The sequence below is a fragment of the Streptomyces sp. NPDC017246 genome, from assembly GCF_044331325.1.
GTDB lineage: Bacteria > Actinomycetota > Actinomycetes > Streptomycetales > Streptomycetaceae > Streptomyces.
This window is the reverse complement of sequence record NZ_JBIRMW010000011.1, coordinates 171,697-191,559: the sequence shown is the minus strand read 5'-3', so window position 1 is coordinate 191,559 and position 19,863 is coordinate 171,697. Positions and strand designations below refer to the sequence as shown.

Annotated in this window: 18 protein-coding genes; 12 read left to right on the top strand and 6 right to left on the bottom strand. The window is 72.5% G+C overall.

What is annotated here, in order from left to right; translation table 11 throughout:
- Positions 1-33 precede the first annotated feature (33 nt).
- Positions 34-1,374: an ABC transporter substrate-binding protein gene (locus ACH4MY_RS25290; RefSeq protein WP_398005984.1), complete on the bottom strand. Its 1,341-nt coding sequence runs from the start codon at positions 1,372-1,374 to the stop codon at positions 34-36.
- 180 nt (positions 1,375-1,554) lie between these two features.
- Between ACH4MY_RS25290 and ACH4MY_RS25285 the strand changes: the two genes are divergently transcribed.
- Both ACH4MY_RS25285 and purU read left to right on the top strand, forming a co-directional pair.
- On the top strand, positions 1,555-1,998 hold the full coding sequence (locus ACH4MY_RS25285; protein ID WP_398005983.1) for a hypothetical protein: 444 nt from the start codon (positions 1,555-1,557) through the stop codon (positions 1,996-1,998).
- A 71-nt stretch (positions 1,999-2,069) separates the two neighbouring features.
- Complete coding sequence (purU, locus tag ACH4MY_RS25280) at positions 2,070-2,921, top strand: formyltetrahydrofolate deformylase (RefSeq protein ID WP_398005982.1); 852 nt, start codon at positions 2,070-2,072, stop codon at positions 2,919-2,921.
- Between the two features lie 449 nt (positions 2,922-3,370).
- Here purU and ACH4MY_RS25275 read toward each other — a convergent pair whose 3' ends face one another.
- On the bottom strand, positions 3,371-4,648 hold the full coding sequence (locus ACH4MY_RS25275; protein ID WP_398005981.1) for a maleylpyruvate isomerase N-terminal domain-containing protein: 1,278 nt from the start codon (positions 4,646-4,648) through the stop codon (positions 3,371-3,373).
- Positions 4,645-5,223 (bottom strand): sigma-70 family RNA polymerase sigma factor, encoded by a 579-nt coding sequence (locus tag ACH4MY_RS25270; protein ID WP_398005980.1) that lies wholly within the window; start codon positions 5,221-5,223, stop codon positions 4,645-4,647. Before ACH4MY_RS25270 ends, ACH4MY_RS25275 begins: the two co-directional genes overlap by 4 nt.
- 170 nt (positions 5,224-5,393) lie before the next feature.
- On the opposite strand from ACH4MY_RS25270, the gene ACH4MY_RS25265 reads away from it, so the two are divergent.
- Positions 5,394-5,822, top strand: a complete 429-nt coding sequence (locus tag ACH4MY_RS25265) for an STAS domain-containing protein (RefSeq protein WP_398005979.1) — start codon at positions 5,394-5,396, stop codon at positions 5,820-5,822.
- Here the strand turns inward: ACH4MY_RS25265 and ACH4MY_RS25260 are convergent.
- The gene (locus ACH4MY_RS25260) at positions 5,794-7,308 is read right to left on the bottom strand and encodes a class I adenylate-forming enzyme family protein (protein WP_398005978.1); all 1,515 of its coding nucleotides are present in this window, start codon (positions 7,306-7,308) and stop codon (positions 5,794-5,796) included. The genes ACH4MY_RS25265 and ACH4MY_RS25260 overlap by 29 nt on opposite strands.
- A gap of 148 nt (positions 7,309-7,456) precedes the next feature.
- Here ACH4MY_RS25260 and ACH4MY_RS25255 point away from each other — a divergent pair, with 148 nt between their 5' ends.
- The 4 genes from ACH4MY_RS25255 to ACH4MY_RS25240 all read left to right on the top strand — a co-directional run bounded on the left by ACH4MY_RS25255 (position 7,457) and on the right by ACH4MY_RS25240 (position 11,547).
- Entirely contained in the window at positions 7,457-8,647 is a 1,191-nt protein-coding gene (locus ACH4MY_RS25255; protein ID WP_398005977.1) for an amidohydrolase family protein, read from the top strand.
- Positions 8,647-9,783, top strand: coding sequence for an acyl-CoA dehydrogenase family protein (locus ACH4MY_RS25250; RefSeq protein ID WP_398005976.1), 1,137 nt, complete (start codon positions 8,647-8,649; stop codon positions 9,781-9,783). The genes ACH4MY_RS25255 and ACH4MY_RS25250 overlap by 1 nt, the downstream gene beginning before the upstream one ends.
- A gap of 8 nt (positions 9,784-9,791) precedes the next feature.
- Entirely contained in the window at positions 9,792-10,658 is an 867-nt protein-coding gene (locus ACH4MY_RS25245; RefSeq protein ID WP_398005975.1) for an acyl-CoA dehydrogenase family protein, read from the top strand.
- A 427-nt stretch (positions 10,659-11,085) separates the two neighbouring features.
- Positions 11,086-11,547, top strand: coding sequence for an ATP-binding protein (locus tag ACH4MY_RS25240; RefSeq protein WP_398005974.1), 462 nt, complete (start codon positions 11,086-11,088; stop codon positions 11,545-11,547).
- 190 nt (positions 11,548-11,737) lie between these two features.
- On the opposite strand, the gene ACH4MY_RS25235 is transcribed toward ACH4MY_RS25240, so the two are convergent.
- Complete coding sequence (locus ACH4MY_RS25235; protein ID WP_398005973.1) at positions 11,738-12,664, bottom strand: cyclase family protein; 927 nt, start codon at positions 12,662-12,664, stop codon at positions 11,738-11,740.
- A gap of 101 nt (positions 12,665-12,765) precedes the next feature.
- Here ACH4MY_RS25235 and ACH4MY_RS25230 point away from each other — a divergent pair, with 101 nt between their 5' ends.
- Genes ACH4MY_RS25230 through ACH4MY_RS25220 form a run of 3 tightly spaced genes read left to right on the top strand, consistent with a single transcriptional unit; the run spans position 12,766 to position 16,017 of the window.
- Positions 12,766-13,698: an SDR family oxidoreductase gene (locus ACH4MY_RS25230; RefSeq protein WP_398005972.1), complete on the top strand. Its 933-nt coding sequence runs from the start codon at positions 12,766-12,768 to the stop codon at positions 13,696-13,698.
- Positions 13,695-14,744, top strand: a complete 1,050-nt coding sequence (locus ACH4MY_RS25225) for a Zn-dependent alcohol dehydrogenase (RefSeq protein WP_398005971.1) — start codon at positions 13,695-13,697, stop codon at positions 14,742-14,744. Before ACH4MY_RS25230 ends, ACH4MY_RS25225 begins: the two co-directional genes overlap by 4 nt.
- Before the next feature lie 55 nt (positions 14,745-14,799).
- A complete protein-coding gene (locus tag ACH4MY_RS25220) occupies positions 14,800-16,017 on the top strand; it encodes an MFS transporter (protein ID WP_398005970.1) in 1,218 nt (405 codons plus the stop codon).
- On the opposite strand, the gene ACH4MY_RS25215 is transcribed toward ACH4MY_RS25220, so the two are convergent.
- Positions 15,972-16,991, bottom strand: a complete 1,020-nt coding sequence (locus ACH4MY_RS25215; RefSeq protein ID WP_398006090.1) for a GlxA family transcriptional regulator — start codon at positions 16,989-16,991, stop codon at positions 15,972-15,974. The two genes, ACH4MY_RS25220 and ACH4MY_RS25215, sit on opposite strands and share 46 nt — an antisense overlap.
- A 129-nt stretch (positions 16,992-17,120) precedes the next feature.
- Here ACH4MY_RS25215 and ACH4MY_RS25210 point away from each other — a divergent pair, with 129 nt between their 5' ends.
- Both ACH4MY_RS25210 and ACH4MY_RS25205 read left to right on the top strand, forming a co-directional pair.
- Positions 17,121-18,374, top strand: a complete 1,254-nt coding sequence (locus tag ACH4MY_RS25210) for an MFS transporter (protein ID WP_398006089.1) — start codon at positions 17,121-17,123, stop codon at positions 18,372-18,374.
- A 151-nt stretch (positions 18,375-18,525) separates the two neighbouring features.
- Positions 18,526-19,842, top strand: a complete 1,317-nt coding sequence (locus ACH4MY_RS25205; protein WP_398005969.1) for an MFS transporter — start codon at positions 18,526-18,528, stop codon at positions 19,840-19,842.
- Positions 19,843-19,863: the final 21 nt, after the last annotated feature.

Below are 19,863 nucleotides of genomic sequence, written 5' to 3'. Positions count from 1 at the left end.
GCCCATGCCCCCGGCCCGGACGGGAAGGACGGCTCAGGGGGCGCTGAGGACGGTCTCGCCGACATCGACGAAGCCGGGCTTCTGCGCCACCAGCTGCCCCTTGCGGACCACCTGGAACGTCACCTCGTGGTTGACGATCCGGGGGAAGCCGGGGGCCCCGAGAAGGTCCTCGTACTTCCAGCGCAGGGTCGGGGTCAGACCGCCGGTGTCGATCCGCTCACCCTGGTCGAGGGCGTGGGCGATCGCGTCGGCCGTGATCGTGTCGTCGTCGAGGGCCTCGACGACGTCCTTGAGGACCGTGTACGCGATCCACGTCGTCTGCACGCCCGCGTCGGCCGGGTCGACCCGGTTGTCGGCGAAGGCGTGCTCCTTGATGACCTTGCGCATCGGCGCCCAGCTCTTGTCGGCCGCCTCCGGGTACCAGCCGGTGACGTACGCGCCCTCGAAGGGACTGTGGGCACCGCCGGTGCGGTCGATCACGGGCTGGCCGACACTGCCGAGGACGGACGAGATCCGCACGGAGTCCTTCTCCTCGCCGGAGCCGGACTTCCCGTCGGAGCCGGAGCCGCCGTCCGCACCACGGCCCGAGCCGCCGTCGCCGCCCTCCTGCCCCGGGAGCCGCCGGAACGAGTCGAAGAAGGTCTGGGTGCGCTCGCCGAGCACGGCGGTGACACAGCCCTCCTCCTCGCCGGCCTTCTCCCGGGCCCGGGAGGCCTGCGCGGTGTACTCGGCGGCGTCCTCCACCGCCGGAATGTCCACGGCGCTGCGGTGGCTCGCCTTGCGCAGGCCGGAGTTGAGGAGCTCGGGCAGCTTGTCTCCGGCGAGGGTGTCCGGCCGGACGAGGGAGACGGTGCGGCAGGAGCCGGCCAGCTGGATGCCGTGACCGGCGATGAGGGACGCCTGACCGCCGTTCACCGGGTAGGAGAGCGGGCTGGTGAACTCGTCCTCCGAGATGCCGTAGCCCCCGATGTACGGCACGCCCGCGGCCTCCAGCGGGGCCATGAAGGCGCGCCCGTTCTGGCTGTACGAACCCACGACCGCGACCGCGTTCTCGCGGACGGCCCGGCGCGCACAGGCGGCGGCGCCGGTGGTGCTGTTGTGCTCGTTGCAGGTGAGGACGCGCAGTTCGTGGCCGTCGATGCCGCCCTGGGAGTTCACCCACCGGGCGAACGCCTGCGCCATGGCGGGCATTCCGGGCATATTGGTCGCTCGGGTCTGGTCGGGAGCCCACGTCATCACCGTGACGGGCTCCCTGGAGCCCCCCGTGGCCCCAGGGAGCACACCACAACCGGTGAGCAATGAAGCTCCGGCCGCCGAGGTCGTGACGCATGCGAGGAGTGAGGTCAGTCGCCTACCGGTCATGGGCATGCACATTTCCGCCTCACGGGTAACGCGGGAGTGAGCACGGTTCAACGGTGGGTGACGTAAAGGTGAATTACGGGGGTGGCGAGGGGGCGACTCCGGTTACCGGACAAGGGAACGTACGATCGAAACGTGTCCAGTCCAGTCTCCGGTTCGGTTAACTCTTCCCGTCGCGGCCGTCGCTCCTCCACCATGGGCGGCATGCCGCTCAACGACATGCCCTGGTGGCGCTGGCGCATCAACGTGCGCTCCGCGCTGCACATGCTCTCCGACCCCGGGTTCCACGAGACGACCTGGCTGGCCGGCCAGGAGGGATACGGCGACGTCACCGACGCCGTCTACCGCCTGGTCGAGGACACCTGGCTCGACAACTGGTCCGCCGAGAAATACGTCGGCTCGATCTTCCGCGACACCGGCGAGGCCGCCCTCGTCGACCTCGCCGTCCTCCGGGTGCTCCGCATCATGCACCAGGTCGGACCCGACGCCCCCGTCTCCGCGTACCTCCAGCACCACGGCTGGCCCGAAGCCGTACGCGCCGCCCGCGAGGCCCACGTACGCCTCGCCCACGCCGACGGAGAAGACCCCGACACCCCTCCGCGCTCCCTCGACGTGCTCCACATCATGACGAGGTCCTGAAACGATCCCCCGCCGTTCCGCCTGCCGGACAGCGGGTCACCCGGCGTGCCCGGGTGTGGCAGGCTGACGGGATGACCGACCAGTACGTCCTCACCCTCTCCTGCCCCGACAAGCAGGGCATCGTGCACGCCGTGTCGAGCTACCTCTTCATCACCGGGTGCAACATCGAGGACAGCCAGCAGTTCGGAGACCGCGACAGCGGACTCTTCTTCATGCGGGTCCACTTCTCGGCGGAGACCCCCGTGAACGTCGACAAGCTGCGGGCCAGCTTCACCGCGGTCGGTGACTCCTACGAGATGGACTGGCAGATCAACCGCGCCGACCAGCGCATGCGGATCGTCCTCATGGTGTCCAAATTCGGCCACTGCCTGAACGACCTGCTGTTCCGCTCCCGGATCGGCGCGCTGCCCGTGGAGATCGTCGCCGTCGTCTCCAACCACACGGACTTCCAGGAACTCGTCGGCTCCTACGGGCTGCCCTTCCGGCACATCCCCGTCACCAAGGACACCAAGGCCGAAGCCGAGGCGGAACTCCTCGACCTCGTCCGCGAGCAGAACGTCGAGCTCGTCGTCCTCGCCCGCTACATGCAGGTCCTCTCCGACGACCTCTGCAAGCAGCTCTCCGGGCGGATCATCAACATCCACCACTCCTTCCTCCCCAGCTTCAAGGGCGCCAAGCCCTACCACCAGGCGCACACCCGCGGCGTCAAGCTCATCGGCGCGACCGCGCACTATGTGACGGCCGACCTCGACGAGGGCCCGATCATCGAGCAGGAAGTCGAACGCGTGGGGCACGAGGTGACCCCCGACCAGCTGGTGGCGGTCGGGCGGGACGTGGAGTGCCAGGCGCTGGCGCGTGCGGTGAAGTGGCACGCGGAGCACCGGATCCTCCTGAACGGCCGCCGCACGGTCGTCTTCGCGTAACCCCACGCCCCGCCACTGCCACCCCTCCGCCGCGGGCGTCGCCCTCCCCGTTGTGGGCAACTGTTCCGCTGGGGCGGAACGGGTGGGCACAACGGAACGGCGCCCTTGGCGGCGCCTCCGCCCCTTGCGCCCCCCGCACCCCTAGAGCGTCGCGCCCCACGGGGACGGCGCCCCCAGGTCCCTCCGGCGGGCCGGCAACGGGGTCCGGACGTCCTCGGGGTGCGGGTAGGTGCGGGGAGCCTGGGCCCGGCAAGGGGCGACGTCCGTTGTGCCCACCCGTCCCGCCCAGCGGGACGATTGCCCACAACGGGGGGGCGACGCCCGCAACGGGGGGCGACGCCCGCAGCGCGGGGGCGACGCCGACAACGCGGGCGATGCCGACAACGCGGGCGGCGCCCGCAGCGTGGGGGCGGCGCCCAACACGCGGGGCGGCGTTCGTGGTGGGGTGGTTACAGGCGGCTCAAGGACGCCGCTGCCGACAGGACGTCCTTGATCGCCTCGCGGTCGCCGTCCTGGCCCGCCGCCGCCTCCTCCGGGGAGATGTGGCCCGCCACCAGCTGGCAGAACTCGACGCCGTCCATCGCCACCTGCGCCACCGCCAGTTCCGGTGAGCCGACCGCCGCCGGTGAGTCCAGCGCGATGTACCAGTGGCCACCGCCCGCGCCCTCCACCTCCAGGTGCAGCGAGCGGCCCGGCGCGCCCGCGGCCACCAGCTGGCGGGCCGGGGCCGCGAGGCCGGTGCGGCGGCGGTTCGCGAGGGCCGCGGGGAGCAGACGGGCCGCCAGGTCGATCATGCCGTGGAGGTGCGCGCCGCTGGGCGGGGCGTACGGGTACGCCACCGCGTTCGCGATGTCGTCCGCGTGCACCCAGCATTCGAAGGCCCGCTCCAGGAGCGAGTCGCGGAGGGGGAGCGCGAAGTCCTTGTACGTGACGGTGAGGTCCGCCACGCCCCGGCCCGCGAACGAGACCGTGCGGATCAGGGTGTGGCTCTGCTCCCGCCAGGGGCCTCGGAGCATCCGGTTCGGCGGCCGGTCCAGGCCCGACCAGAACGCCTCCGTCCGCTCGGACGGCGACAGCTCCGGGGTCTGCGCGCCCAGCGGGTCGTCGAGGCCGAGCGCCGAGGACACCAGGCCGTCGACGGCGAGCAGATGGCCGATGACTCCCGCGACCGTCGCCTTGCGGCGGACGATCCGGTCGCCGTCGTACCACTTGAGCCGTACCGGCGCGTGCCATTCCGACTCGCCGATGTCCCGCAGCAGCGCGTCGAGCCGCGCGGTCTCCGCGTCGTAGGGCGTGACCCACTCGGGGACCGGGATGCGGGCCGGGCGCCGGCCGAGGCAGTTCTCCAGGACCCGGGACCGCAGCAGCGGGTCGAGGTCCAGGTCGCGGTCCTCGTGCAGCAGGGTCACCGCGTCCCGCAGCCGCAGGGCCTCGTCCGCGCACGGTGCGCAGGTCGTGAGGTGGTCCTCGACGGCCTTCGTCTCCCCGGCCGAGCAGGCCGACAGCGCCCATGCCCCGAGGAGGGACTTGAGCACGCCGTGGGTGAGGACCGGTACGTCCGGTTCGGGTTCCGCCCCGGGTGTCTCCTCCGCCTCGTCCCCGACCTCGGCCCTGTGCCCGTACGCCTCCGCCGTCAGGTCCGCGTGGTCGTCCGCCGCCCGGCGCGGCCCCGGTATCCACGGGGCGCGTGCGACATCGTCGCCGTCGTCGCCGTTCGCCCCGGTCACAGTGCGCGCCCGTAGCCGGGCGGGCCGCCGACGTCGGAGGGGCGGTTCGCCGAGGAGAGCAGTTGGAGGCCGAGGCGGAGGCGCCGTCGGGCCTCGTCCTCGGTGACGCCGAGGTCGGCGGCGGTCTGGCGGTAGTCCCGGCGCTGGAAGTACGCCAGTTCGAGTGCGGCCCGGAGCGGGGTCGGCATGGACGTGACGATGTAGTCGGCGCGGGCGGCGACGGAGGCGCGGCGCACCTTCTGCTCCAGCTCCTCCGCCGAGCCCCGGCCGGTCTCCGCGTACGCCGTCGCCTCGGCCTGCCGCAGCCGGTGCACGGCCTGCCGCTGGGTCAGCTTGGCGACCCACGAGCGCATGTTTCCCTGCTTGGGGTCGTACGCGTCGGGGTTCTCCCAGATGTAGCCGAAGACCTCGCGGGTGATCTGGTCGGCCGCGTCGTCGTCGTCGAGGACCCGGTGGGCGAGGCTGTGCACCAGCGCGGCGAACCGGTCGTACAGCTCGCCGAGCGCGGCGGCCTCGCCGCGCGCCAGCCGCTGCTGCATCCTGCGGTCCCAGCGCGGTGGTGTGTCCATCGCCATCCGACCCTCCGCCTTCCCGGCTCCCCGGTTCTCCTCCAAAGTAGTGCGCCGCCCCGACGACGTACGCCTGTTTGCCGCAAGTGCGCCCTTGACGCGGACGCGGATGGTAAGGAACGCGTCATCCCTGGGGGCGGGGGTTTCGCGCCGCTCCGGTGGGGCAGGCGCCGACCGTGACGACGATCGAGGTCGACGAGAACGAGTACGGCTCCTGGACGGTGTTCCGCGTCCGGGGGGAAATGGACTTGGTCACCTCCCCCCGGATACGCCGCCGCGTCCACGACGCCGTGGCGGGCGGCCGCCACGACGTGGTGATCGATCTGTCCTCCGTCCGCTTCTGCGACTCCAGCGGGGTGGGGGTGCTGATCGCGGCCCGTCGGCTGCTCCGTTCCTGCGGGGGTCGGCTGCGGCTGATCCTTCCCGAGGACAGGGAAGGTCATGTCGGCCGGGTGCTCGCCGCGCTGGGCGTCCGGCGGCTCTTCGAGGTGTACGTGGACGTGCCGACGGCGCTCACCGAGGCGGCGGCCGCCGTCGCCGTGGACGACGGCGCCCAGGGTGTCACCAGGGCGGATCTCACCGCGACGGACCGAATCGCTCCCTGAGCTGGTACTTCAGCACCTTCCGCAGCGTCTCGTTGCGGGGGAGCGCGTCCACCACCTCCAGCTGTTCGGGCAGCTTGTGGACCGACAGGCCCGCCTCCCGCAGGAAGGCCGTCACGGCCGGAAGGGTCAGCGGGGCGGCTCCCGCGGGCTGTTCGACGACGGCGCAGACGCGTTCGCCGCGCTCGGTGTCGGGGAGGCCTATGACGGCGGTGTCGCCGACGTCGGGGTGCCGGTGGAGGAGGTCCTCGATCTCCTTGGCGGAGATGTTCTCTCCCTTGCGGATGATGATGTCCTTGACGCGGCCGGTGAGGACGAGGTGCCCGCTCGGGGTCAGATGCCCGACGTCCCCGGTGATGAGGAAGCCGTCCTCGTCGAAGGCGGCCGCCGTCTGGGCCGGGTCCAGATAGCCCTGGCAGACGGCTTCGCCGCGCAGCAGGACCTCTCCGGAGCCGGTGATGCGGATCTCCATGCCGGCGGGCGGTCGGCCCTCGGTGGTCGCGAGGTTCTCGGGGGTGTCGTCGGGGTCGCCCATGGTGATCATGGGGACCTCCGTCATGCCGTATCCATGGGTGAGCCGGCAGCCCATCTCCTTGCGTACGGCGTGGTAGATCTCCGGCGGTTTCGGTGCCCCGCCGCCCGCGAGCAGCCGCAGGGTGGGGAGGACCGGCTCGTCCGGCTTCTTGCGCTGCTCGGTGAGGAACATCGCGTAGAAGGCGGTGGAGCCGCCGGCCACCGTGACGCCGTGCCGCCGGTACTCGTCCAGGGCTTCCGGCAGCGCGAACTGTTCGAACATCACGGCGGGGAATCCGTACATCAGCAGCATCACCGTGTAGTCGGGCCCGGCGATGTGGGCGTAGGGGAAGGCCATCGAGCCGATGTCCGCGTCGGTGAGCCGGAGTGCGTGGGCGAGGCAGGAGCCGCCCGCGAGGAGCGAGCGGTCGGTGTGCAGGACGCCCTTGGGGTCGGAGGTCGTGCCGGAGGTCCAGTAGATCCAGCGGACGTCGGTCCCCGACGCGGGCGGCGGGGGCAGCAGGGCCGGGTCGCCGTCGGGGAGGGATTCGGGGCCGTATGCCTCGAAGATGCCGTGGGCGCCGAGCCGGCGTGCCATCTCCGTATGGTCGAATCCGCGCCAGACTCCGGGGACGGCGAAGAACTCGGCCTTGGACTCGCGCAGGGCGAAGCCGACCTCCTTGTCCCGGTAGAAGGGGATCACGGGGGTCTGTACGGCTCCGAGGCGGGCGAGGGCGAAGGAGAGCACCGCGGTCTCGATGCGGGTGGGCAGCTGCCAGGCGACGACCGTGCCGGGGCGCACGCCCATGGCGTGGAGGCCGGCGGCGCAGCGTTCGGCGCGGGCGCGGAGGCCTTCGAAGGTGAGGACGCGGTCGCCCTGGAGGAGGACGGGCCGGTCGGGGGTGAGGGCGGCGCGGCGTTCGACGAGTTCCCAGAGCGTGCGGGACCCGCCCAGGGCGTGCGCGGTCTGATCCATGACCGTACTCCTCTCGGCCGTACTCCTCACGGCTGACGTTCCGTCAGATAGTGCGGTGAGCGTAGAGGCCGGGCGCTTGTCGGTCCAGGGGTGCGGGGCTAGCCTGATCCCGTCAGATCTGACGGTCCATCAGAAACATGGAGGGGTCATGACGGAACTGCCCCGCATCATCAGCGTCGACGACCACGTGATCGAACCCGCCCACCTCTTCGAGACCTGGCTCCCGAAGAAGTACCGCGACCGGGGACCGCAGCCCCTCACGGCCGGAATCGGCGAGCTCGCCTACGTCGCCGGCAAGTACCAGATCACGATGGACCCCGACGGCCCGCCCACCGACTGGTGGATCTACGAGGACCTCAAGTTCCCGTACAAGCGCAACATCGCCGCCGTCGGCTTCGACCGCGACGACATGACCCTCGAAGGCATCACCCGGGCCGAGATGCGACGCGGCTGCTGGGACCCCAAGGCCCGCCTCGCCGACATGGACCTCAACCACGTCGAGGCCTCCCTCTGCTTCCCCACCTTCCCCCGCTTCTGCGGCCAGACCTTCGCCGAGGCACACGACAAGGAGGTCGCCCTCGCCTGCGTCCGCGCCTACAACGACTGGATGGTCGAGGAGTGGTGCGGCGACAGCGGCGGCCGGCTGATCCCGCTCTGCGTCATCCCGCTCTGGGACATCGACCTCGCCGTCGCCGAGATCCGGCGCAACGCCGCCCGCGGCGTCAAGGCCGTCACCTTCTCCGAGATCCCCACCCACCTCGGACTGCCGTCGATCCACTCCGGCTACTGGGACCCCTTCTTCGCCGTCTGCCAGGACACGGGCACGGTGGTCAACATGCACATCGGCTCCAGCAGCCAGATGCCCGCCGCCTCCCCCGACGCCCCGCCCGCCGTCCAGGCCTCCCTCAGCTTCAACAACGCGATGGCCTCGATGATGGACTTCCTCTTCAGCGGGGTCCTGGTCAGGTTCCCGACCCTCAAGCTCGCCTACAGCGAGGGCCAGATGGGCTGGATCCCCTACGCCCTCGAACGCGCCGACGACGTCTGGGAGGAGCACCGCGCCTGGGGCGGCGTCCGCGACCTCGTCCCCGAGCCCCCGTCCACGTACTACTACCGGCAGATCTTCTGCTGCTTCTTCCGCGACAAGCACGGCATCGCCTCGCTCGACGTCGTCGGCCGCGACAACGCCACCTTCGAGACCGACTACCCGCACGTCGACTCGACCTTCCCGCACACCAAGGAGGTCGCCCTCGACCACGTGCGCGGCCTCGACGACGAGACGGTCTACAAGCTCATGCGGGGCAACGCCATCCGCATGCTCGACCTCGGCATCGTCTGATGGACCTCGGCTGCACCGCCGAGGAGGAGGAGTTCCGGGCCCGGCTCAGGGAATGGCTCACCGCCACCCTGCCCGGCCTCCCCGCGAAACCCGACCCGCTGGACTGGCCGGCCCGCCGCGCGTACGACTGCGGCTGGCAGCGCAGGCTGTACGAATCCGGATACGCCGACGTCCACTGGGACGCGTCCCCCACCCAGCGGCTGATCTTCCTGGAGGAGACCGAACTCGCCGGAGCGCCCTACGTCGGCGCCAACTTCGTCGGACTCCTCCACGCGGGCCCCACCATCGCCGCCGAGGGCACCACCGGGCAGCGCGCACGCTGGCTGCCGCCCGTCCTGCGCGGCGACGAGGTCTGGTGCCAGGGCTTCAGCGAACCCGGCGCCGGCTCCGACCTGGCCTCGCTCCGCACCCGAGCGGAACGGGACGGGGACGCGTACGTCGTCAGCGGCCAGAAGATCTGGACCTCGCACGCCGAGGTCGCCGACTGGTGCGAGCTGCTCGTACGGACGGACCCGGAGGCCCCGTCGAAGCACCGGGGCATCACCTGGCTCGCGATGCCCATGGACGCGCCCGGCGTCACCGTACGGCCGCTGCGCACCCTCGCGGGCTCCACGGAGTTCGCCGAGGTCTTCCTCGACGAGGTGCGGGTACCCGTCGAGAACCGGGTCGGCGAGGAGAACGACGGCTGGCGCGTCACCATGGTCACCCTCTCCTTCGAACGCGGCACCGCGTTCGTCGGCGAGGTCGTCGCCTGCCGCCGGCTCCTCGGCGAACTCGCCCGAACGGCCCGGAAGAACGGCACCTGGGACGACCCCGTCCTGCGCCGCCGTCTCGGCAGGCTCTCCGCCGAGTTCCGGGCGCTGTGGCGGATCGTCCAGGCCAACGTCAGCGAGGCCCAGGCGACCGGCGGAGTGCCCGGCGCGGGCGGCTCCGTCTTCAAACTGCACTACTCCCACGCCCGCCAGGAGCTCTACGAGGCCGCCGCCGCCGTCCTCGGCCCCGACGCGCTCGACCTCGGCCGCGACTGGACCCTGGACCGGCTGTCCTCCCTCTCGTACACGATCGCCGCCGGCACCTCCCAGATCCAGCGCAACATCGTCGCCGAGCGCATCCTCGGCCTGCCGAAGGGCCGGTGACCCCCGCCATGGACTTCCGACTCAGCGAGGACCAGCGGGCCCTGCGCCGGGGCGTACGGGACCTCCTCGACGGCCGCTTCGGCCGGGAGGCACTGCGGGCGGCCGTCGACTCCGGCGGCGCCCTGGACCGGGACCTGTGGCGGGAGCTCGGCGCGGCCGGGTTCTTCGCGCTGCGGGTCCCGGAGGAGGAGGGCGGTGTGGGGCTCGGCCTCCCGGAGGCGGTGCTCGTGTTCGAGGAGGCCGGGAGGGCGCTGCTGCCGGGGCCGTTGGTGGCCACCCACCTGGCCGCCGGGGCCGTCCCGGGGGCGGCGGAGGGGGATGTCGTCGTCACCGCCGCGGGCGAGGGGCTCGTGCCGTGGCTGGACGCGGCGGACGTGGTGCTGGGGGATGCCTCCGGCGCCGTACCCGTGCGGTCGGTCGACCCGTTGACACCCCTGCACCGGGTGCCCGGCGACGGGGGCGCGACCGGAGCCGACGAGGCCGTCCTCCTCATCGCCGCCGAGCAGGTCGGGAGCGCCGGGCGGACCACCGGGATGGCCGTCTCCTACGCCCGGGAGCGGGAGCAGTTCGGGCAGCCCGTCGGCGGGTTCCAGGCCGTCAAGCACCTCTGCGCCGGGATGCTCGTGCGGACCGAGCTCGCCCGCGCGGCCGTCCGCGCGGCCTCCCTCACCGTCGACCCCGTCGAGATCGCCGGGGCCAAGCTCCTCGCCGACGAGGCGGCGACCGCCAACGCCCGCGACTGTCTCCAGGTGTACGGAGGCATGGGCTTCACCTGGGAGGCGGACGTCCATCTGCATCTGAAGCGGGCCTGGGTGCGGGCCGAGCTGCGCCTGCCGGCCGCGCGCGCGGAGGAGGCGGTGGCCGCGGGGCTGTGAGCCGGCCGCCCTCCCGGGGAGCTGTCGCTCTGTGCGCCCGGCGGGTCACGGAATGTTGATATCCGGTTGTGTCCTTCGCCGGGGCCGTCACGGCCCGGAGTCGGCCTCCGGCTCCGGTACGCTCCGTGGGATGCGAGTGCTCGTTGGCCCGGATCGTCCCGGTGTCGCCCCTGCGGTGACTCCGGGCCCGGGAATGCGCGCCGCTCGCGCCCCAGGGAGGCGCCCCGCGCGCTCCTGTTCGACTCCCCGCAGCGCGCGTCGCACAGTATGGGCCACGCGTACTCCTTCGCGCTGGAATATGCCCGAAGCGCTTGTTGCGGTGACTGTACGTCAACCATGCTGTCTCGCAAGGAATTCACGTTCCGTAAGGGCGTCGATGGCTGTGAGGCGCGAGGCGATGTGTCCGCCGGTTCGGATGGTGTGAGCGGTGCAGGTGCTTCAGGTTCAGTTGAAGGTCGGGCCGGACCCGGCGGAGGTGGGGCGAGCCCGGAGGTGGGCCCGGTCACGGCTCGCCGGTTCGGGCATAGGGGACGACGAGCCGCTGGCCGAGACGCTGGTGCTGCTCATCTCCGAGCTCGTGACCAATGCCGTGGTGCACACCGGCTGTCCGGCCGTGCTGCGGATGCTGTTCGCGGCGGAGGGCGGGGTGCGGGTCGAGGTCGCCGACGCGAGCGACCGCCCGCCGGCTCCCCGGCACGCGGAGGGCGACGACACCAACGGGCGCGGCCTGGAGCTGGTGGACGGCCTCGCGGACCGGTGGGGCTGGCAGCCCGAGGGTGTCGGCAAGAGCATCTGGTGCGAGGTGGACCCGGCTCCCGCCGTGCGGCCGGGGCCGGTCGGCCCGGTGAATCCGGGGGCGTCGATGTCGCCCGGACGGGTGCGCTGTTGACGGTTCGTGGCGTTTTGCTCACCCTGGGGTGAGCGATTCGCGGCGAGGGGAGCCGAGGACCGTACGGCCCGGAGCCTGTCCGGGCCGATGGCCCTCGACGTGTGCGGGTCGCGGCCGGGTGGCGGCGGCCGTGCCGTGCTCGGGGCGCGCGCGAGCGCGCCGCCGCCCGTGAAGAGCCTGACGATCCGGCTCAGAGGACCGCGACCGGTGCCACCGGTGTGCCCGTGCCGCCCACGAAGGGTTCGGGCATCGCCGAGAGCAGGAACGCGTAGCGCCGCTCTTGTGCACAGGCTGTGGACAGAGATTCCAGATTCCAGTTCTGCCCCTGGAGCATCCCCATCTCGACCAGGTCGAGGGCGTGCACGGGCAGCCACAGGTCCTCGATCTCCGGCGGGAAGATCTCGAAGGTGAGGGTGTCGTTGGCGACGGCCGCGACGTCCCGGGCGTGGAACCACTCCGGCGTACGGACCGAGAGCCCGGGTGACGGGAAAGCGTATCCGTGCCGGTCGCCGGCCAGGTACGACCGCATCTGACCCGTCCGTACGAGCACGATGTCCCCGGACCGTACGGTCACCCCGCCGAAGTCGGCGGCCTCGTCGAGGTCCTCCGGGGTGACGGCGTGGTCGCCCGGCAGCCGGTCGAGGCCCTTGGCCGCCGCCACGTCGAGCAGGACCCCGCGGCTCACGAGGTGCCGGGCGGTGTGGATGCCGCTGAACTCGGAGCGGCCGTGCGGGGTGATGGTGGCGGCCGGACGGCCGTTGTAGATGCGGCCCGAGTGGGAGACGTGCGTCAGGGCGTCCCAGTGGGTGCCGGCCTGGAGGCCGAGGGTCACGGCGTCGTCGCTGGTGGCGACGGTGCCGGGGCCGAAGAGCTCCTGGTTGATCTGCACCATGACATGGAGCGGGTTGACCCGGCCGGGGATCATGCCGGTCTGGACGCCGTCCTGTCTGAGGTCGACGGCGAGGGGGACGCGGTGGCCGGTGCGGACGGTGGCGACGGCTTCCCGTACGACCTCGTCGGTGACGAGGTTGAGCGTGCCGATTTCGTCGTCCTGGCCCCAACGGCCCCAGTTGTTGACGCGCTTGGCGATCTCGTGGAATGCGGCGGGCAGAGACATCGGGGGCCTCCGGGGTCTTGTGGACCGGTATCTGACGGACCGTAGAATCCTGACGACGAACGAATCTAACGGACCGTCAGAAACTGTGGGAGGGGCCGGACGTGGGGAACTTCTTGGCTGGCAGGGTCGTCGCCGTCACGGGCGCGGGACGGGGCATCGGCCGCGCCGTCGCCCTCGCGTGCGCGGCGGAGGGCGCGAAGGTCGTCGTCAACGACTACGGCGTCTCGATCGAGGGCGGCGAACCGACCTCGGAGATCGCCCTCTCCGTCGTGAAGGAGATCGAGGCGGGCGGCGGCACGGCGGTCGCGGTCGCCGACGACATCTCGACGATGGCGGGCGGGCAGCGGGTCGTCGACGTCGCCCTCGCGGAGTACGGGCGCCTGGACGGGGTCGTGTGCGTGGCGGGCATCCTGCGCGAGCGGATGCTCTTCAACATGTCCGAGGAGGAGTGGGACCCGGTCGTCGCGACCCACCTGAAGGGCACGTTCACCGTCTTCCGGGCGGCGTCGGCGGTCATGCGACGCCAGGGCACCGGCACCCTGATCGGCTTCACCAGCGGCAACCACCAGGGATCCGTGGCACAGGCCAACTACTCCGCGGCCAAGGGCGGGATCATCTCGCTCGTACGGTCGGCGGCGCTCGGCCTCCACAAGTACGGGGTCACCGCGAACGCCGTGGCACCGGTCGCCCGGACGCGGATGTCGGCGAACGTCCCGATGGAACTCAAGGAGATCGGGGAGCCCGAGGACGTCGCGGCGCTCGTCGTCTACCTGCTGTCGGAACGGGCCCGCGAGGAGAAGATCACCGGCCAGGTCTACACGATCGCCGGTCCCAAGATCGCGGTCTGGGCCCAGCCCCGCGAACTCCGCGCCGGGTACGCGGAGGGCGGCGCGTGGACACCGGAACGCATCGCGGACTTCCTGCCGGGAACGGTGGGGACCGACCCGATGCCGATGCTCGCCCGGCTGGAGGAGATGGCACGGGCCGCGGCCGCGGGAGACCGTCCCAACACGAGCAAGGAGAACGGCTCATGAGGGGTGTGGTGTTCGACGGGAAGCAGGTCCGGGTCGTCGGCGACCTGGAAGTACGGGCGCCCGGGGCGGGGGAGGTGCAGGTGGGGATCGCGGCCGCCGGACTGTGCCACAGCGATCTGTCCGTCGTCGACGGGACGATCCCGTTCCCCACGCCGGTCGTCCTCGGCCACGAGGGCGCCGGCGTCGTCGAGGCCGTCGGGCCCGGCGTCACCCACGTCGCCCCCGGCGACCACGTCGCCCTGTCCACGCTCGCCAACTGCGGCGCCTGCCCCGACTGCGACCGCGGCCGGCCCACCATGTGCCGCAAGGCGATCGGCATGCCCGGGCAGCCGTTCTCCCAGGACGGCCGCCCCCTCTACCAGTTCGCCTCGAACTCGTCGTTCGCCGAGCGGACCGTCGTCAAGGCCGTCCAGGCCGTGAAGATCCCCCGGGACATCCCGCTCACCTCCGCCGCCCTCATGGGCTGCGGCGTCCTCACCGGCGTCGGCGCCGTCCTGAACCGGGCCGAGGTCGGGCGGGGAGAGACCGTCGTCGTCATCGGCACCGGCGGCATCGGGCTCAACGTCCTCCAGGGCGCCCGGATCGCGGGCGCGCTCACGATCGTGGCGGTGGACACCAACCCGGCCAAGGAGGAGGTCGCCCGGCGGTTCGGCGCGACCCACTTCCTCACCTCCGCCGACGGCGTGCGGGAGATCCTCCCCACCGGCGCCGACCACGTCTTCGAGTGCGTCGGCCACACCGGACTCGTCCGGACCGCCATCGACCTCCTCGACCGGCACGGCCAGGCGATCCTCCTCGGCATGACCGCCCCGAAGGCCGAGGCGGCCTTCCTGCCCGCCGCCATGTTCCTCGACAAATCGATCCTGGGCTGCCGCTACGGCTCGTCACGACCGCAGCGCGACATCCCGCTCTACGCCGAGCTCTACCGCTCGGGCCGCCTCCTCCTCGACGAACTCGTCACCACCACCTACCCGGTGGAGGAGTTCGCACGGGCGGTGGAGGACGCGGAGGCGGGCAAGGTAGCGCGGGGGGTGCTCACCTTCTGACCGCAGGGCGAAACCGGCTGGGCATCAGGGGCACACGGCCCCTACGGTCCTGAGCATGTCCTACCGCGAGCTCGCCACCCGCCCCGTCCTCGCCTGGTCGGCCGTCACCGTCGCCGGGCGGCTGCCCGTCGCCATGGCGCCGCTCGCGCTCGTGTTCCTCGTGCGGGAGCGGCCCGGCGGGTACTCCTTCGGGGCGGTGCTCGCCGCCGCGTACGTCATCGGGGAGATCGTCGCCGCGCCCGTCCTCGGCCTGCGGATGAACGCCCAGCGGGCCCGGCCCCAGCTCGTGGCCGGACTCGCCGTGGGGGCGGCCGGCTTCGCCGGACTCGGCCTGCTGCCCGGCGCCCCTCCGGCCGTCCTCGCCGCCCTGGCGCTCCTCGCGGGCGCCGGGCCCGCGGCCGTACCCGGCGGGCTGCGGGCCCTCCTCACCGGCATGGTCCCCGAGCGCGCGGTCACCCAGGCGATGAGCATGGAGTCGGTACTGACCTTCGCCATCTGGGCCGCCGCGCCCGCCCTCGCCACCGGTCTCGCACTCGGCGTCGACCCCGCCGTACCCCTGCTGCTCATGGGGACGCTGATGGCCGTGTCCGTCCCCGGCCTGTGGGCGCTGCCGCCCGGCTGGCGGCAGACGGCCGAGGAGGACGGCACCTCGCTGCGGCGGTCGCTGCTGCGGGCCTGGCCGGTGTACGTCCTGGGCGCCGCGAGCCTGACCCTGCTGGCGCTCGCCGAACTGATCCTGCCCGCACTCCTCGAACAGCGCGGGATCGGCATCGGCTGGGCCGGACCCCTGCTCGCCGGATTCTCGATCGGCTCGGCCGTCGGCGCGTTCGTGTACGGCCTGCGGGGGCACTGGCCGGGCCCGCTGGCCGTCCAGTCGCTCGTCCTCGTCCTCGCGGTGGCCTCGGGCGTCGCCCTGGTCGCCGTCCTGCCGTGGACGGCGGCGATCGCCGTGGCCCTGGTCGCCGCCGGGCTCCTCCAGGCCCCCGCCATGCTCACCAGGAACCTGGCCCTCAGAGAGCTGCTGCCGCCGTCCGCGCTCGCCGCCGGGTACTCCGTGATGTACGCGGCCGTCGGCGCCGGTTACGCGGCCAGCGGCACCCTCGCGGGCGGCCTCCTCAAGGTCGTGGCGCCGTCGACGGCCATCCTCTGCGGGGTCGGTCTGACCGTGCTGCTCACGGCCGTCGGCGCGGTGGGGGAGTGGCGGCTCCCCCGGGAGCGGCCGGAACCTCAGGAAGCGGCCTCCGCGGCCGCCGTCCGGAAGGTGCGCCGGTAGGCCGTCGGCGTCACGCCGATCGCGCTCATCAGATGAACCCGCAGCGACTGGGCCGTACCGAAGCCCGCCTCCTGGGCGATCCGGTCGACGGGCAGACCGGTGGACTCCAGGAGATGGCGGGCACGTTCGACACGCTGCTGGGTGAGCCACTGGCCGGGGCTGATGCCGACCTCGTCACGGAAGCGGCGGGTGAACGTCCGTACGCTCATCGCCTCCTTCTCGGCCAGGTCCCGCAGCTGGATCGGCTCGTGGAGACGGGCGAGCGCCCAGGCCCGCGCGGTCGTCGTGGTGTGGGTGCCGGCCTCCGGCAGGGGCCGCTCGATGTACTGGGCCTGGCCGCCGTCGCGGTGCGGCGGTACGACGGTCCTGCGGGCGACGTCGTTCGCGACGGCCGTGCCGTGGTCGCGGCGCACGATGTGCAGACACAGGTCGATCCCGGCGGCCACGCCCGCCGACGTGAGGACGTCGCCGTCGTCGACGAACAGGACGTCCGCGTCCACCCGTATCCGCGGGAAGAGACGCTGGAAGTGCTCCGCCGACGACCAGTGGGTGGTGGCCGGACGCCCGTCGAGGAACCCGGCGGCGGCGAGCACGTACCCGCCGGTGCAGATGGAGACGAGCCGGGTGCCGGGCCGGATGTGGGCGAGGGCGGCGGCCAGCTCCTCGGTGAGCCGGCCCTCGTCGTAGACCGGGCCGAGCTCGTACGAGGCGGGTACGACGACGGTGTCGGCGGTGGCGAGGGCCTCCGGACCGTGCTCGACGTGCACGGAGAAGTCGGCGTCGGTGCGGACGGGACCGGCGACCGGGGCGCACGTGACGATCTCGTACAGCAGCCGGCCCCCGGCGTCGCGGGCGCGGCCGAAGATGCGGTGCGGGATGCCCAGTTCGAAGGGGAGGAGACCGGGCAGCGCGAGCACGGCGACGCGGTGCGGGGACGGCACCGTCGGCGCGGGGGGCGCGGACGGCGACGGCACGGGCGGGTGCGGGCGCGGGCGCGACGGCCCGGCCGGCCGGGGTGACGCGGGTGTCGGCGGCACGGGCGGTGCTCCCTCCGGATCGGTCGAAAATCACTGGTGGTCCAGACCACGCGGGTGATAGGCCAGCTGTCCGTGACGGACAACACGTACAAGTCTGAGGCCGCCGAGCGGATTCCCGCCCCGGCCGAGCCGCCCGCACTGTGGAACCGTAACTTCCGGCTCTTCTTCGTCGCCCGGGGCGTCGCCGTCTTCGGCGAGGGCATGATGCCGGTCGCCTTCGCCGCCGGACTCCTCGGCGCCGGCCACTCCGGCGCCACCGTCGGCTACGCGCTCGGCGGCTGGACGGCCGCCTTCGCGCTCTTCGTCCTCTTCGGCGGCGTCCTCGCCGACCGGTTCACCGCCCGCCGCATGATGATCCTCGCCGATCTGCTGCGGCTGCCCGGAGCGGCCGTCCTCGCCGTCTCCTTCACCCTCGGCAGCCCGCCCCTGTGGGCGGTCTACTCCCTCTCCGTCCTCAGCGGCGTCGGCGCCGCCCTCTTCCAGCCGGGCGTCGCCTCCACCATCCCCCGCATAGCCCCCGACGTGCAGCGCGCCAACGCCGTCCTCCGGGTCGTCGAAGCCCTCATGATCATGGCCGGGCCGGCCGCGGCGGGTGTGCTCGTCGCGCTCTGGAACGCCGGGGCGGCCTTCGCCGTCAACGGCACGACCTTCGCCGTCAGCGCCCTCTGCCTCACCCTGATGCGGATCGCCCCGCTCCCCTCCGACTCCCTTCGGCGCGACTCTCTCGGCGCCGAACTCGCAGGCGGCTGGCGCGAGTTCAAGGCCCGCACCTGGCTCTGGGGAGTCATCTCCATCTGGACCGTGTACGGGCTGACCGTCGCCGGGCCCATGGTGCCGCTCACCGCGAGCCTGGTCACCGAGGACCACGGCTCGGCCACGTACGGCGTGCTCATGGCCGTCAACGGCGCGGGCAGCGCCGTCGGCGGCCTGCTCGCCCTCCGGCTCCGCCCCCGCCTGCCCCTCGCGGCGGGCGCGGTCGCCCTCCTCGGCCTCCCCGTCAACCTCACCCTCCTCGGCCTGGGCGCACCCGCGGCGCTGCTCGGCGCGGGCCAGTTCATCGGCGGCGCGGCCTTCGCCTTCTGGCTGGTGATGTGGTCCACGTCCGTCCAGACGCACGTACCGCAGGAGGCCCTGAACCGGATGCACGCCTACGACGTGGCCGGCTCGCTCCTGATGATGGGCGTCGGCCGCACCCTGTCGGGGCCGGTGGCGGCGGTGGTCGGCGCGCAGGAGGTACTGCTCACGGGGGCGGGCATCGCGGTGCTGGTGGTGGGCGCGTTGCTTGCGGTGCGCCCGATCAGGACGCTGCCGAGGCTGTAGCGACGGCGGACCGAGTTCCGGTCCGTGTCCCGGTCCGTGCCCTGGTCCGTGCCCTGGTCCGTGTCCCGGTCCGTTCCGTGTCCCGATCCGTTCGAAAGCTGTCGTTCGGGCCAATGGTCGGACCGGGGAGCGGACCGGGATGCTCAGTGGCATGGCCCAGACAACCGAGACGCCCGCCCGCACACCCGACGGACCGGCCCCCCACACCCCTCCCGCCCCCCGCTTCCACCGCGCCTGGTTCGTCGCGGCGGTCACCTTCGTCACGATCATCGGCGCGGCGGCCTTCGCCTCCCTCCCGGGCCTGCTGATCGAGCCGCTGCACGAGGAGTTCGACTGGTCGCGGGGCACGATCGGCTTCGCCGTCTCGGTGAACCTCGCGCTCTACGGCCTCACCGCCCCCTTCGCCGCCGCCCTCATGGACCGCTTCGGCATCCGCAGGGTCGTCGCCGTCGCCCTGACGATCATCTCCGTCGGCTCCCTCCTCACCGTGTGGATGACGGCCGCCTGGCAGCTCGTCCTCTTCTGGGGCGTCCTCGTCGGCCTCGGCAGCGGCTCCATGGCCCTCGCCTTCGCCGCGACCGTCACCAACCGCTGGTTCGTCGCCCGCCGGGGCCTGGTGACCGGCATCCTCACCGCCGCCGGCGCCTCCGGACAGCTCGTCTTCCTGCCCCTGCTCTCCTGGCTGGTGGAACACCACGGCTGGCGCCCGGCGGCCGTGACCGTGGCACTCGCCGCACTCGCGGTCGTCCCCTTCGTGTGGCTGCTGCTCCGCGACCACCCGGCGGACGTCGGAATCGCCCCGTACGGCGGTGTGTACGCGGAGAAGCCCGCCCCGGTCACGGGCGCGGCCCGCCGCGCGGTCACGGTCCTCTTCAAGGCCGCCCGCACCGGCCCCTTCTGGCTCCTCGCGGGCACCTTCGCGATCTGCGGCGCCTCCACTAACGGCCTGGTGAAGACCCACTTCGTACCGGCGGCCCACGACCACGGGATGCCGGTGACGGCGGCGGCCGGACTGCTCGCCGTCATCGGGGTCTTCGACGTGGTCGGCACGATCGCCTCGGGCTGGTTCACCGACCGCTTCGAGGCCCGCCGTCTCCTCGCGGTCTACTACGCGCTCCGCGGCGTCTCCCTGCTCTTCCTGCCGATGCTGCTCGCGCCGTCCGTGCACCCGCCGATGCTGTTCTTCATCGTCTTCTACGGCCTCGACTGGGTGGCCACGGTCCCGCCGACGATCGCCCTGTGCCGCGAGCACTACGGCGAGGACTCGGCGATCGTCTTCGGCTGGGTCCTGGCCTCCCACCAGGTCGGCGCGGCGGTCGTCGCCTTCGCGGGCGGTGTGGCCCGTGACGTCTTCGGCTCGTACGACGTCGTCTGGTACGCCTCGGGCGCGCTGTGCGCGGCGGCGGCCCTGATGGCGCTGGTGATCAGGAGGACCCGGACGGAGCCGCTGCCCCTCGCGGGAGCATGATGATCACCAGGGGGTGATCGT